General features: G+C 28.2%; 13 protein-coding genes and 1 tRNA gene (1 of these 14 only partly in view). 7 read left to right on the top strand and 7 right to left on the bottom strand.

Features of this window, described 5'->3' with window-relative positions; all coding sequences use genetic code 11:
* The first annotated feature begins 84 nt into the window (after positions 1-84).
* From WG950_RS00195 to WG950_RS00180, 4 genes are all read left to right on the top strand, one after another.
* Complete coding sequence (locus tag WG950_RS00195; RefSeq protein WP_340933280.1) at positions 85-2,820, top strand: PAS domain S-box protein; 2,736 nt, start codon at positions 85-87, stop codon at positions 2,818-2,820.
* A 29-nt stretch (positions 2,821-2,849) separates the two neighbouring features.
* On the top strand, positions 2,850-3,881 hold the full coding sequence (locus WG950_RS00190; protein WP_340933279.1) for a PAS domain S-box protein: 1,032 nt from the start codon (positions 2,850-2,852) through the stop codon (positions 3,879-3,881).
* Positions 3,878-4,531 carry a response regulator transcription factor gene (locus WG950_RS00185; RefSeq protein ID WP_340933277.1) on the top strand — a complete coding sequence of 218 codons (654 nt, stop codon included), beginning with the start codon at positions 3,878-3,880 and terminating at the stop codon, positions 4,529-4,531. The genes WG950_RS00190 and WG950_RS00185 overlap by 4 nt, the downstream gene beginning before the upstream one ends.
* Before the next feature lie 91 nt (positions 4,532-4,622).
* A complete protein-coding gene (locus WG950_RS00180; RefSeq protein WP_340933275.1) occupies positions 4,623-4,997 on the top strand; it encodes a response regulator in 375 nt (124 codons plus the stop codon).
* Positions 4,998-5,238: 241 nt separating this feature from the next.
* On the opposite strand, the gene WG950_RS00175 is transcribed toward WG950_RS00180, so the two are convergent.
* A complete protein-coding gene (locus WG950_RS00175) occupies positions 5,239-5,559 on the bottom strand; it encodes a hypothetical protein (RefSeq protein WP_340933273.1) in 321 nt (106 codons plus the stop codon).
* Positions 5,560-5,821: 262 nt separating this feature from the next.
* Positions 5,822-6,253 (bottom strand): hypothetical protein, encoded by a 432-nt coding sequence (locus WG950_RS00170; protein ID WP_340933271.1) that lies wholly within the window; start codon positions 6,251-6,253, stop codon positions 5,822-5,824.
* Positions 6,254-6,542: 289 nt separating this feature from the next.
* Between WG950_RS00170 and WG950_RS00165 the strand changes: the two genes are divergently transcribed.
* Positions 6,543-6,615, top strand: a tRNA-Gly gene (locus WG950_RS00165).
* Positions 6,616-6,673: 58 nt separating this feature from the next.
* On the opposite strand, the gene WG950_RS00160 is transcribed toward WG950_RS00165, so the two are convergent.
* Positions 6,674-7,330 (bottom strand): rhomboid family intramembrane serine protease, encoded by a 657-nt coding sequence (locus tag WG950_RS00160; RefSeq protein ID WP_340933269.1) that lies wholly within the window; start codon positions 7,328-7,330, stop codon positions 6,674-6,676.
* Between the two features lie 83 nt (positions 7,331-7,413).
* On the opposite strand from WG950_RS00160, the gene WG950_RS00155 reads away from it, so the two are divergent.
* A complete protein-coding gene (locus WG950_RS00155) occupies positions 7,414-8,304 on the top strand; it encodes a lysophospholipid acyltransferase family protein (RefSeq protein WP_340933267.1) in 891 nt (296 codons plus the stop codon).
* A gap of 1 nt (position 8,305) precedes the next feature.
* Here the strand turns inward: WG950_RS00155 and WG950_RS00150 are convergent, their stop codons facing one another.
* The 4 genes from WG950_RS00150 to rpsA all read right to left on the bottom strand — a co-directional run bounded on the left by WG950_RS00150 (position 8,306) and on the right by rpsA (position 14,129).
* Positions 8,306-9,772, bottom strand: coding sequence for an aminotransferase class V-fold PLP-dependent enzyme (locus WG950_RS00150; RefSeq protein ID WP_340933265.1), 1,467 nt, complete (start codon positions 9,770-9,772; stop codon positions 8,306-8,308).
* An 11-nt stretch (positions 9,773-9,783) separates the two neighbouring features.
* Positions 9,784-10,632: a hypothetical protein gene (locus WG950_RS00145; protein WP_340933263.1), complete on the bottom strand. Its 849-nt coding sequence runs from the start codon at positions 10,630-10,632 to the stop codon at positions 9,784-9,786.
* A gap of 11 nt (positions 10,633-10,643) precedes the next feature.
* Entirely contained in the window at positions 10,644-12,032 is a 1,389-nt protein-coding gene (glmM, locus tag WG950_RS00140; RefSeq protein WP_340933260.1) for a phosphoglucosamine mutase, read from the bottom strand.
* Between the two features lie 279 nt (positions 12,033-12,311).
* A complete protein-coding gene (rpsA, locus tag WG950_RS00135) occupies positions 12,312-14,129 on the bottom strand; it encodes a 30S ribosomal protein S1 (RefSeq protein ID WP_079736912.1) in 1,818 nt (605 codons plus the stop codon).
* Between the two features lie 242 nt (positions 14,130-14,371).
* Between rpsA and WG950_RS00130 the strand changes: the two genes are divergently transcribed.
* On the top strand, positions 14,372-14,921 hold the 5' portion of the coding sequence (locus WG950_RS00130) for a 7-carboxy-7-deazaguanine synthase QueE (RefSeq protein WP_340933257.1). Its footprint extends 80 nt past the window's final position; only the first 550 of its 630 coding nucleotides appear in the window; it begins with the start codon at positions 14,372-14,374; its stop codon lies beyond the right edge, outside the window.

Here is a 14,921-nt window from a genome sequence, read left to right as displayed (position 1 = left end):
TTAATAAAACACATTTTTTTTTATATTTAGAAAAAATCTCCCTAAAAGTTGATATTTCTGTTATCAATTTTAATAATTTTTGCCATGACATTTTATCAATTTACAACACTATTTGTTCAAAGCTCTTTTGTTGCTTTTATTATATTACTATTATTTAAAGTTAGAAAAAAACTAGGTTTAAGTGTCCTTTATGCTAGTTTGGGTTTATTTCAGTTTGTTCAAATATTTCTTTCTAATAGTATAGATTCTAATTATCCAACAAATCACTTAATATCTCAAGGTTCATCAATATTTGTAACTGTAACACTCTTTGCTTTATTAATTATTTATATTAAAGAAGATGCCAAAGAAACAAAAAAAGTTATTTATGCATTGTTTCTAGTAAATTTGTTAATCACACTTTTACTACAGGTTTTCAATTGGAAAATTGAAGATCCTTTAATTGATAATGCCATCGCAAATTCTGCAAAACCATTTAAAAACTCACCGTACATCTCTACTGTTTCTAATATTGCTATACTTTTAGATTCTCTTATATTAATAATTCTGTTCGAATTTATAGCAAAAAAAACAAGGTTTTTATTTTTACAAATTTTTATTACAATGATAATTGTAGTAAGTTTTGATACAATATTCTATGCAACACTTTCTTTCTGGAAATCAGATAAGTTAATTCCCGTAATTACAAAAGGGTTGCAATCAAAAGGAATATTGGCAACCTATTTTAGTGTTTTATTTTATATGTATTTAAGGTTTTTAGACACTACAGATAGAGACCTTGTATTTTTTAAAATAAAAGATGTTTTTCAACCTTTAAGTTATAAACAAAAATTTGAAACTACGGCAATCGACAAAAAAAAAGTTGAAGAAAAATATAGATTACTAACAGAAAATTCTAATGATATTATCTGTTTACAAAATGTAGATAGTTCTTTTAAATATATTAGTCCATCAATAAAAAAAATATTGGGCTATGATAGTAAAGAGTTTCTTGGAAAAAAAATTTTTAATTATGTTCATTCTGATGATATCCAGAAATTAAGAGAAACAATAGGTAAAAAATTATTTATTACAGATTACGATAATAACGCATATACATTTAGGGTAAAACATAAATTTGGTCATTATATTTGGTTAGAATTTATTACTTCTGCAGTATACGAAAATAATAAAATTAGTTATTTTGTTACTTCTGCCAGAGATATAACACAAAGAGTCTTAGCTAAAAATAAAATTGAAAGTTCTTTAAAATTATTAGAACAAAAAGAAACCTCTTTAAATGAAGCTAGTAAATTAGCTAAAATTGGATATTGGGAATATATAAAGACATCTGAAAGAGTAAATTGGTCTGAATATATCCATGTAATTTACGAGAGTGACGTTAAAAAAACAGCACCGAAAAGAGAAGAAATATTTAAAAAATTTGACAAAGAATCTCAATTAAAAATTTCTAAAGCAAATAAAGAGCTAGATGAAAACGGTACACCCTATGATCTTGAATTAAAACTAATTAATAATAACAAAAGAGTAGTTTGGATTAGAAATGTGGTACAACCAATTTACGATGAAAACAAAAAAATTATAGGTCGTAGAGGTGTTTTACAAGATATTACAGAAAATAAAAACATCAATATTAAATTAAAAGAAAGCGAAGAAAAATTCTTTAAAATATTTAAAAACAGTCTTAATTTAATAATATTAAATAGTTTTGATGAACACAAAATTGTTGATGTAAATGATGCCGCTGCAAGAATATCTGGTTACACACCAGAAGAATTAATTGGTACCGTTAATATACAGGCTAGAATTTGGAAGTCTCAAAGGAAAAGAAACATCTATTTTAATAGATTAATTAAAAATGGCAGCGTTAAAAATTTTGAATCTGAATTTATTACTAAATCTGGAGAACTTAGAATTTGGAAAGCAAATGCTGAAATTATTTTAATTGGTAATAAAAAATACGTTTTAAGTATAATAGAAGATATTACAGAAATTAGGCTTGCTCAAAACAAGCTTAAAAGTCAAAATGAGTTTGTTATTGCCATGACAGAAAATCAAAATGCCGGAATTGTTGCATGTAATGATAAAGGTGAAATTGTTCTATTTAATAAGACAGCTAAAGAATGGCACGGTGTAGATATTCTTAAAATTCCTCAAGAGAAATGGGCAGAAAATTATGGCTTATATAAATCAGATTATAAAACCCTTTTAAAGAAAGAAGAAATTCCTTTAATGCAAGCTTTTAATGGTAAAATTTTAACTAATGAAGAAATTGTTATAAAATCAGTTAATCAGGAACCTAGAATTGTACTTTGTAACGGAGCTTCTTTTCATGACAATAAGGGTAAAAAACTAGGTGCTGTGGTTGTAATGAATGATATTACGCATCAAAAATTAATAGAAAAAAACTTAAGAGACAGTAAAGATGAAATAAAAAAAGCACTAATTGCTGCTGAAAGAAGTAAATTTTTGCTAAATGAATCTGGCAGAATTACAAGAGTTGGTGCATGGGAGCTAGATTTAATTACAGAAAATGTTAGCTGGTCAGATCAAATTTTTAAAATTCATGGTTTACCTATAGGAACTATCCCTCCGTTAGATAAATTAATGAAATATTACGTTAATGGATCTGAAGAAATTTTACAACAGGCAATTGACATATGTATTGCAGAAAATAAAAGTTTTAATCTAGAATTAAATTTTAAAAACGAACAAAATGAACTACTTTGGTTAAATGTAATTGGTTACTCTGAAGTTAACAGTAATGGTGAAACAATCTTTTTAAGAGGTGTTTTACAAGATATTACAGAAAAAAAATAAATAGAGATAAGGTTGACAAAGCAGAAGAAATGTATCGTTTACTTGCTAATAACACTAGTGATTTAATTTGTTTACAAGAACCAGACGGAACATTTAAGTACATTAGTCCATCAATAGAAAACCTTTTAGGCTATAAACAATCAGATTTTATTGGTAAAAAAATTCTTTCGATAGTACATAAAGATGATTTAGATAGTTTATTTGAGGCTATAGATGAAGTTAATAAAAATTTAAAAACAGAGGCGCACCCTTTTAGAGCAAAACATAAAAATGGAGACTATATTTGGTTAGAGTTTTTGTCGACTCCTATTTACGAGAATGATAGAATTAGTTACTTTGTAACAACAGCAAGAGACATTACACAATGGATGTTAGCAAATATAGAGATTAATGAGTATCAATCTTCCTTACAAAAACTAACCACCGAGTTAACTTTAATTGAAGAAAAACAGAAAAAAGAAATTGCATCTAATATTCATGATCATTTAAGTCAATCTTTAGTGATTTCTAAAATGAAAATTAACGAACTTAAAGGAAATAGTAAATTAGAAGAAATTTTTGAAGATCTAGATTTTATAGAAACTCATATTGTTGATGCATTAGAAAATAGTAGAAAAATAACTTTCGAATTATCACCACCTGCACTCTATCAATTAGGCATAATAGATACTTTATATTGGTTGTTTGAAAACATAGAAAACACTTATAAAATAAAATGCGAAATAATTACCAATTTAGACTTTGTTGAGCTAGATGAGGCTTCTTCAATTTTGTTATATAGAAGTATACAAGAAGTTGCAAATAATGCGCTAAAATATGCTCAAGCATCTATAATAACATTAGAAATTAATAAAACTAATTTAGGTTTTTGGTTTGTTATTAAAGATAACGGTGTTGGTTTTAATACTAGTAAATTAAAAAACTTAAAAAACTATTCAGGTTCTGGTTTCGGTTTATTTACCGTACAAGAAAGAATTGCCAATATTAATGGAGTTTTTAGTATAACTTCAGAAAAAAACTTAGGAACAACTGTTAATTTTTTTATACCTTTAACTATATGATAGCCAACGACCAAATAAAAATAGTTTTAGTAGACGATCACAAACTTCTTAGAGATGGTTTAAGAAATATAATAGAACAAAAGTCTAATATGAAAATTATTGGAGAAGCATCTGACGGAAGAGAAGCTATTAGTGTTTGCTCTAAATTATTGCCAGATGTTTTGGTTATAGATGTAGCTATGGCAAATTTAAATGGTATCGAAGCTGCAAAACAGATTCATAAAACATGTCCTGACATTAAAATTATCGGTCTTTCTATGCATTCTAGTAAACAATTTATACAAGGAATGTTTAAAGCTGGTGCCTATGGATATTTATTAAAAGATGGTGATTCTAACGAATTAATTACTGCTATAAATACTGTTGTACAAGATATAAAATACTTATCTAAGGATATTAATCAAGAATTTTTATCGATAATTAAACAAGGAAATACCATAGAAAACACTCTTTTAAGTTCAAGAGAGAAAGAAGTTTTACAATTAATTACAGAAGGAAAATCTTCTAAAGAAATTGGAGAAATTTTATTTTTAAGCTCTAAAACTGTTGATGTACATAGAAATAATATCATGAAAAAAATTGATTTATATACAATACCAGAATTAACTAAATATGCAATAAAAAAAGGATTTACCTCTTTAGAAATGTAATAATATATCAATAATAAGCAACTCCCCTATATAATATTATTAACTTTAATTGTAATTTTACAATTGGTCAATAATTAAACTTAATTAATAATTGAAACATCCACAAAAAAACATGCTAATTGTAGAAGATAACCCTTTAATTGGAGAAAAAATTCTTAATGCAAGTAAGAGAGTTCTGCCTTTTAAAAATATACGATTAACGCCAACTCTACATGAAGCAATTTCTTATTTGAAAGAAACTGATGTTGATATTGTAACCTTAGATTTAAGCTTACCAGATGGCAATGGAATTGAACTACTAAAATGGTTTAAAGAAAATAATAAGCTACCTAAAGTATACGTTTCTTCTACAAGCCGAGAATTAAAAAGAACTTGTTTAAGATACGGAGCTCAAGATTTCTTTGATAAATCTAGTGATTTTGAGAAACTAATTAATACAATATCTAATACTTTACCAATTGACTAAATTTATAATATAAAATACTTTATAAAACTTTAAACCCCAGTTATTAAACAAATGCTTAATAACTGGGGTTTATAAATTATAATATATTAGGGGTATAATTTAATTAAGGGGAATATATTAATTTGGGGGATTAATATAACTTTCTCATTCTTCCTTCCCAAGTTCTACCACCTAAAGTAGACTCGTAAAAAATGTAACCTCTTTTTATTTTTGTAATCTTCATTTTTAATTTAATTCCTTTTTAAAAAGGAAAATTAGGAAGATTTGATTCTTGTAATGTCATATAACATTCATCTTCTGAAACCCAAGAAATGTCAGATTTAATAAAGTATTTTCCTTCATTAAAATATTCTACATGTTGGTCTTCAGAAAATACTACAACCACATTTTCTCCTTTGTATTTGTAGGTGTATTTTGTTTCTTTTAATAATGGTACAATCTCTTCTTTTTCTTCTATTGAAGTATAAGTGTCATAATTGTTTACTGTGGTAATTGCAAAATCTTGTGCTGATACCGAAAATGCAAATAATGCTAAAATTACTACTAGTTTAAAATTTTTCATAATGATTAAATTGGGGGTTAAACATATAATTATACAGCAAAGATAAAACCGAACTTCAGTTTTATAAATAAGCAAAATTCTTAATTTCTCTATTTCTTTGGATTTAATTATGAAATTAGAAACAAGATCATATTCTTAAATAGCTAAAAACACTTTACGAATAGAAACATAAAAGCCCAGTTTGAACAAACAAACTGGACTTTATAAATTATAATTTATTAGGGGTATAATTTAACTTAGGGGAATATATTAATTTAGGGGATTAATATAACTTTCTCATTCTTCCTTCCCAAGTTCTACCACCTAAAGTAGACTCGTAAAAAATATAACCTCTTTTTATTTTTGTAATCTTCATTTTTAATTTAATTCCTTTTTTAAAAGGAAAATTAGGAAGATTTGATTCTTGTAATGTCATATAACACTCATCTTCTGAAACCCAAGAAATGTCAGATTTAATAAAGTACTTTCCTTCATTAAAATACTCTACATGTTTGTCTTCAGAAAATACAACAACTACATTTTCTCCTTTGTATTTGTAGGTGTATTTTGATTCATTTAATAATGGTATAATCTCTTCTTTTTCTTCTATTGGAGTGTAAGTACCATAATTGTTTACTGTGGTCATTGCAAGATCTTGTGCTGATGCAGAAAATGCAAATAATGCTAAAATTACTACTAGTTTAAAATTTTTCATAATGATTAAATTGGGGGTTAAACATATAATTATACAGCAAAGATAAAACCGAACTTCAGTTTTATAAATAAGCCAAATTCTTAATTTTTAAAAAAAAGTAAAATTTCAGCAGAATTAAAATCATTATTAGAAGTTAAAATACTTATAATTTAAGCTCAAAAATTATTTTTTGTAAAAAAATGAATAGCTAACTATTTCATTATTAAGAACATTAAAAAAATGTATCTTTTTTGTAAAAAAAATGCTTGCAGATGTTAAAAAACGTTATATATTTGCATCTCTTTACCACGCGAAAGTAGCTCAGTTGGTAGAGCGTCAGCCTTCCAAGCTGAATGTCGCCAGTTCGAACCTGGTCTTTCGCTCAAAAGCTTCATAAGAAATTATGAAGCTTTTTTTTTGCTAAAAACTAAACCTTGTAATTTATTTTTTTGGCAGTTTATCTCCAAAAACTAATAAAAATATTATTGGTACTGCTAACAATATAATGGTAGCTAAGTTATATGTAAATAAATAGGAATTTAGAATGATTGTAAGAATAAACCCTCCTATTGCTCCTCCTAAATGCGCAGAATGACCAACATTACCAACTTGATTTTTCAAACCATAAATAGAATATAATATGTAACCAATTCCAAAAATATATCCTGGAATTGGAATTGGTATAAACAAAAGATATAGTTTCATACCTGGATTTAATAAAATAGCTGAAAAAATAGTTCCAGAAACTGCTCCAGATGCTCCAACAGCACTATAATAAGGTTCTTTTTTATGCTCTTTAAATGAATATAAACTTCCAGCTAACAAGCTTCCAAAATAAATAATTAAGAAATTACTAGTACTTGTACGTTGCGTTACAATATCTCCAAAAAGATACAAAGCATACATATTTAAACCTAAATGCAACCAATCTACATGTAAAAAGCCAGAAGTTAACATTCTAATTTTCTCTCCTGATAAAATTCTACTAACCTGAAACTTGTATTTATCGAGAAATGAATACTCTTTAAAACCCTTCATCGAAATTAATACATTAGCAATCATTAATAATAATATTGCCTTATTTATATTTTCTATCATGTAACAAACTTAATAAAAACCCATTAGTATTTATCTTTTCATTTTAAATATATATACGATATTTGCAACACTAAAATTTATATATGCAATTTATTGTCTTTGCCATTAGTTATCCATTAATTTGGTTGCTTTCTAAGTTACCAATGAGAATCTTATATTTAAAATCAGATTTTTTCTATTTTCTAATTTATTATGTAATTGGATATCGAAAAAAAGTAGTTTTAGATAATTTACAATTAGCTTTTCCTAACAAACCTTTAAAAGAACTTTTAATTATCAGAAAAAAATTCTTTAAACATTTAATGGATTTGATGATGGAAAGCGTAAAAGCTTTTTCTATTTCTGAAAAAGAAATTTTGAAAAGATATACTTATGAAAATCCACAATTGGTAAATAAATTTGCTAAAGAAGGAAAAAGCATCGCATTGGTTGGGGCTCATCAAGCCAATTGGGAATGGTCTACAAGTTTACCTAAAGTTTTAAATATTGATGTTTTGGGTGCGTACACAAAACTTAATAATAAGTACTTCGAAAAAAAAGTTAGAGATTCAAGAGAAAAGTTTGGAGTTATTGGATATAAAACTTCTGATATGGTTAGAGGTATGCAACAAAGGTTTTCTGATAAAAAACAAGGTGCATATATTTTATTAAGCGATCAATCTCCACAACCACATAAAACTTATTATTGGAGAGATTTTTTTAATATAAAAGTTCCGGTGCATACGGGTGCAGAAATGCTTGCAAAAAAGTTTGATTTAGTAGTGATCAATTATGTAACTAAAAAAGTTAAAAGAGGTTATTATAAAACTGAATTTCAACTGATAACTGAAAATGCTAAAGACTTTGAAAATTATCAAATTACAGATTTATATACCGAATTGACAGAAAAAAATATTTTAAATCAACCAGAATTCTATCTTTGGTCTCACAAAAGATTTAAGCATAGAGATAAAGTTCCGGCTGAATTTTTATAGACTATAAGTTAAACCACTCTTTAACTAAGTTTTGTTCTATTGGTGTAACAGATTTATGAGAATAATCATTCTTTAAGCTATCATATTCATAATCTTTAGCCCAATCTTCTATGTTTACAGACAGTTCTTTTAAAGAATTACAAACAAATTCTAATTCTTTATTTGTTATTGTTGGATGCACAGAGAGACGAACCCAACCTGGTTTTTGAGTATTACAACCATGTAAAATTTCGTCTTTAATTCTATTAGAAGTTTCTTGGTCAACATTTAACAAATAATGACCATAAGTTCCTGCACAAGAACATCCACCTCTTGTTTGTATTCCAAAGCGATCATTTAAAAGCTTTACCACAAGATTAAAATGATATTTTTCGAAATAAAAAGAAAAAATACTTAATCTGTCCTTATGGTTTGGTGCTAAAATTTTTACTCCGTTTAAATTCTCTAAAGTTTTAAAAACAACTTTATTAATTTCGTCTTCTCTCGCTTTAATTTTATCAGTTCCCATTTCTTCTTTCAACTGAATTGAAAGTGCGATTCTAATTGTTTGCAAAAAAGCAGGTGTTCCGCCATCCTCTCTTGTTTCTACATCATCAAAATAATCATGTTGTCCCCAAGGATTTGTATAACTTACCGTTCCGCCACCTGGATTATCAGGTATTGTGTTCTTATACAAACTTTTATTAAAAATTAATACGCCAGAACTTCCTGGTCCTCCTAAAAATTTATGAGGAGAAAAGAAAACAGCATCTAAATATTCATCTTCTGATTCTGGATGCATGTTTATATCTACATAAGGTGCACAACAAGCAAAATCTACAAAACATAAACCATTATAACTATGAATCAATTTTGCTACTTTATGATAATCGGTTTTTATACCTGTTACATTAGAACAAGAAGTTATAGAAGCTATTTTAATTTTTCTGTGTTCGTGTTTTTTAATGCTTTTTTCAAAACTTTCTAAACAAACTAAACCTTCATTATTGCAAGGCACAACTTCTACATCTGCAATAGTTTCTAACCAAGAGGTTTGATTAGAATGATGTTCCATATGAGAAATAAAAACTATAGGTCTTATTTCTTCTGGTAATTCTGTATAATTTTTTAAACTTTCAGAAACTTTTAGTCCTAGAATTCTTTGAAACTTATTTACAACTCCTGTCATACCAGAACCCGAAGTTATTAAAACATCGTTTTCATTTGCGTTAACATGACGTTTAATAATTTTTCTAGCTTCGTGATAAGCTAAAGTCATTGCTGCACCAGAAGTAGAAGTTTCTGTATGTGTATTTGCAACAAATGGTCCAAACTTATGTAACAATTTTTCTTCTATAGGATGATATAATCTACCGCTAGCCGTCCAATCTGTGTAAATTAGATTTTGCAAACCATAAGGAGATTCAAATTTTTGGTTTATACCAACTATATTTTTTCTAAACTTATCAAAATATGCTTCTAAATTCATTGTAAACTGTTTTAAAAAATTCTGAATCTTCCTCCTATTAATATATTATTCTCGAAAAAATAAAAACTTTGAGAGGCAGAATCTGCAGAACTTAAAGATGTTTTAATATCTGGCATGTTTATATAACCAATTTTATAATCTGATTGAATATAAAAATGTTTTAAAAATGTTATATTTAATCCGGCACCAACAGAAACTCCCCAACCAGATAAATGAAAGTTATCATGTCTTTCTTTACCTAAAAGCGATGTATCTGTTCTAGGATACAAACCTCCTACTCCAATTCCTTCAGTTAAATTTATTTGAAGGTTTTTTAAATCTAATCCGAACCAATGATCTATATTATCAAATCTTTTAACTTCTACATTTACATAATTTAAACCATCTGTGTGCTCAAATCTTAAAAAATCTTCTGTTAATTGTATATTCTGATTGTTATAGGTACCATCATATTTTGCATTTCCAATATTAATATTACCATTTATAGTAACATTTTGATCGTTGTTAACCACATATTTCATGTGATCTACACCAATAGAAATTGTATAGTTTTCTTTAAAAAAGTAACCAATTCTATAGTTATTCTGAGGAATTGTTATATTACCAGGGTTAAAATAATTATTTACAGAAAACTTAGTTGGTCTATCTTGTGCCTTAACATCAGATAATGTAAAATCATAATCTTTACCTTTAAAACGGATATCAGAATCTGTGTAACTAGACCAATTCCATCCCCAATAAACAAAAAACTTACCTTTATTTACTACCTTATTTTTCTTAGAAAACTTTTTATTTTGTTGTCCTAAAACAGTAAGCGTACTAAAAAAAAGTATCGCTAAAACTAAAATGTTTTTTTTCAATCTAAATTATTTTAAATAATTGCTTTAATTTCTTTTATAAATCTCTCTGCTAAATTATCTGCTGCTGTTTGAGATTTAGCTTCTGTATAAATTCTAATAATTGGTTCTGTATTAGATTTTCTTAAATGAATCCATTCATCAGCAAAATCTATTTTTACACCATCTATAGTATTCACATCTTCATCTTTATAAGTTGTTGCCATTGTTTCTAAAATAGCATCAACATTAATTTCTGGCGTTAATTGAATTTTATTTTTACTCATAAAATAACTTGGATAAGAATCTCTTAATTCTTTACAAGACATTTTATTATTTGCTAAATGGCTTAAAAATAGTGCAACACCAACTAAAGAATCTCTACCATAATGAGATGCCGGATAAATAATTCCTCCATTACCTTCTCCACCAATTACAGTGTTAGTTTCTTTCATTTTTATTACAACATTTACTTCACCAACAGCAGATGCGGTATAAGTTCCGCCATGTTTTTCTGTAACATCCCTTAAAGCTCTAGAAGAAGATAAGTTAGAAACTGTATTACCGCCACCTAGTTTTCCTAAAACATAATCGGCACAAGCTACTAAAGTATATTCTTCTCCGAACATAGAACCATCTTCAGAAATTAAAGCTAATCTATCTACATCTGGATCTACAACAATACCAAAATCTGCTTTTTCTTTAACAACCAGTTCAGAAATGTCTGTTAAATGCTCTTTTAAAGGTTCTGGATTGTGTGGAAATTGTCCGTTTGGTGTACAATATAATTCTACGCATTCTACATTTAACTCTTTTAATAAAGCAGGTATAAAAATTCCTCCGGTAGAATTAACACCATCTACAACAACTTTAAAATTTGCATTTTTAATAGCCTCTACATCTACCAATTCTAAATTTAAAACTTCTTGAATGTGCTTTTCTAAATAAGAAGCATCTTTAGAATACACTCCTAAATCATCAACATCTGCAAATTCAAAATCTTCACTTTCTGCTAATGCTAAAATTTTTTCTCCTTCAGATCCATTTAAAAACTCACCTTTTTCATTTAATAATTTTAAGGCATTCCATTGTTTCGGATTATGTGAAGCTGTTAAAATTATACCACCTTCTGCATTTTCTAAAGGTACAGCAACTTCTACTGTTGGTGTAGTAGATAAACCTAAGTCTACAACGTTTATGCCTAAACCAACTAAAGTATTTGCAACCAAACTAGAAATCATTTTTCCAGAAATACGGGCATCTCTACCAATTACAACAGTTATTTTATCTTTATTAGGATTTCTGTTTTTGATAAAAGCACCGTAAGCGGATGCAAATTTTACTGCGTCTATTGGGGTTAAATTGTCTGCAGTTTTACCACCAATTGTTCCTCTAATACCTGATATTGATTTTATAAGTGTCATTATATTTTTTGTCTTTATTTTAGATACACAAAGATAAATTTATTAAATGGTTATCTAAAATAAATTAACATGTACTGACTTTATACTTTGCAATTGGCTAGCAAATAGTTGCGTTAGGGATTGTAGCATTTGTTTGAGCTCTTTTGTGAAGTATGAACAAAAAGCGAGTGTGTAAAGCCCTACCTAAAAGGTAACGCCCAAATAATAGAAATAAAAAAGCCGATGCAAAACTGCATCGGCTTTTAGATATTATAAATATCGGCTTGTTAAAAAGTAAGATTACTTTTTGTTACCAGCTTCCATTTTCTTTTTAAGAGCTGCTAAACCACCTATGTCTCCAAGTGTAGTTTTTTCTGCGTCTGCAGATTTTTTAACTGCTGCTTTTACATTTCTCTTTTCTTCTTCTCTAAAGATAGAAGTATGAGAAACTACAACTCTTCTGTATTCTTTAGAAAATTCTAAAACTACAAATTCGATTGTATCTCCTTTTCCTAATTTAGAACCATCTTCTTTTTCTAAGAATCTTGTTGGTGCAAAACCTTCTACTCCATCAGCAAAAGTTACAACTGCTCCTTTATCATTCTTTTCTTTGATTGTTCCTTCGTGTGTAGAACCGATTGCATACGTAGCTTCGTGAGCATCCCAAGGGTTATCTTGAGTTTGCTTATGACCTAAGTTTAACTTTCTGTTCTCTACATCTAATTCTAATACTTGTACTTCTAATTTGTCTCCAACAGTAACAAAGTCTGATGGATGCTTAATTTTCTTAGTCCAAGATAAGTCAGAAATATATACTAAACCATCGATTCCTTCTTCTAATTCTACGAAAACACCAAAGTTAGTATAGTTTCTTACAGTACCTGTATGAGTAGAACCTACTGGGAATTTAGTTGTAATATCTGTCCAAGGATCTGGGTGTAATTGCTTGATACCAAGAGACATTTTTCTGTCTTCTCTATCTAAAGTTAAAACTTGCGCTTCTACTTTATCACCAACTTTTACGAAGTCTTGTGCAGAACGTAAGTGAGTTGACCAAGACATTTCAGAAACGTGAATTAATCCTTCTACTCCTTGTTCTACTTCTACAAATGCACCATAATCTGCAATTACTACAACTTCTCCAGTTACTTTGTCACCAACTTTTAAGTCAGTATCTAAAGCTTCCCAAGGATGCGCAGATAATTGTTTTAATCCTAATTGGATTCTAGATTTGTTATCATCAAAGTCTAAAATTACAACGTTTAATTTTTGATCTAATTCAACAACCTCATTCGGGTGGTTAATTCTAGACCAAGATAAATCTGTAATATGTACTAAACCATCAACACCACCTAAATCAACAAATACACCATAAGAAGTAATGTTTTTAACAATACCTTCTAATACTTGTCCTTTTTCTAACTGACCAATGATTTCTTTTTTCTGTAATTCAATATCAGCTTCAATAAGAGCTTTGTGAGATACAACAACGTTTTTAAATTCGTGGTTGATTTTCACAACTTTGAATTCCATAGTTTTCTCTACGTATTGATCGTAATCTCTAATTGGCTTAACATCAATTTGAGATCCTGGTAAGAATGCTTCGATACCGAAAACATCTACAATCATACCACCTCTAGTTCTACACTTAACAAAACCGTTAACTACTTCACCAGTTTCATGAGCATTGTTTACACGTTCCCATGCTTTAATTACTCTTGCTTTTTTGTGAGATAATACTAACTGACCAGAAGAATCTTCTCTTTTGTCAACTAATACTTCTACTTTATCTCCTTCTGATAAACCTTGGTTGTAACGGAATTCATTTAAAGAGATAACTCCTTCAGATTTAGAGTTGATGTCTATAATTGCATCTCTATCTGTAATTCTAATTACAGTTCCTTCAATTACATCACGCTCATTTACAAATCCAACAGTTCCTTCTAAAGCAGTTTCAAATGCTTTTAATTTATCTTCATCTACAGCTTCAATACCTTGTTCGTACTTGTGCCAGTTAAAATCAGCTAAAAATTGTTTTGGATCTACAGCAGGAGTTGCTGTTTCTTGTACTTCAGTTGCAGCTACCTGCTCTTCAGTGTTTTTTGTTTCTTCAGACATGTGTCTAAAATAATTTTGTATCTTATTGTTTTACAGATTTCTAACGACGTAAACGCAAAGAGTTGTTTTTATAAATTGTTTTTTTAATTCCTTTTCTAAATCTGTTCTCGTAAAAAGGAGTGCAAATTTACAAAAATGTTTTGATAATTAAGCATTTAGAATTAATTTATTATTCTTTTTATTCTTGAATTACAAAAAACTACCTTTGCAAACTTAAACCATTATGGTAGATTTTAATGAAGATGGATAAAAATACAAAAGATTTAGTAAACAAAGGTATAATGCTTCCTCTAATGGAAGAATTTTATACAATACAAGGTGAAGGCGCTCACACGGGTACAGCCGCATATTTTATAAGAGTTGGTGGTTGCGATGTAGGTTGCCATTGGTGCGATGTTAAAGAAAGTTGGAACGCAGAATTACACCCACCAACATTAGCAGATAAAATAGTAGACAATGTTAAAAAATACGCTAAAACAGTTGTAATTACTGGTGGTGAACCTTTAATGTGGTCTATGGATTATATTACTGATTTATTACAAAATAATAATATAAAAACACACATAGAAACCTCAGGTGCATATTCCTTTTCAGGAAAATGGGATTGGTTTTGTCTGTCTCCTAAAAAAACAAAATTACCTTTAGATGAGTGTTATCCTGAAGCAGATGAACTTAAAATGATTATTCATAACAAATCAGATTTTGATTTTGCAGAACAACAAGCTGCTAAAGTTTCAAATAAATGTCAGTTATTTTTACAACCAGAATGGAGTAAAAAAGAAAAAATGACTG

The sequence above is a fragment of the Polaribacter marinaquae genome (assembly GCF_038019025.1).
In the GTDB taxonomy this organism is placed as follows: domain Bacteria; phylum Bacteroidota; class Bacteroidia; order Flavobacteriales; family Flavobacteriaceae; genus Polaribacter; species Polaribacter marinaquae.
Note: the sequence above shows the minus strand (reverse complement) of the source record. Positions and strands in the feature narration are given on the sequence as shown.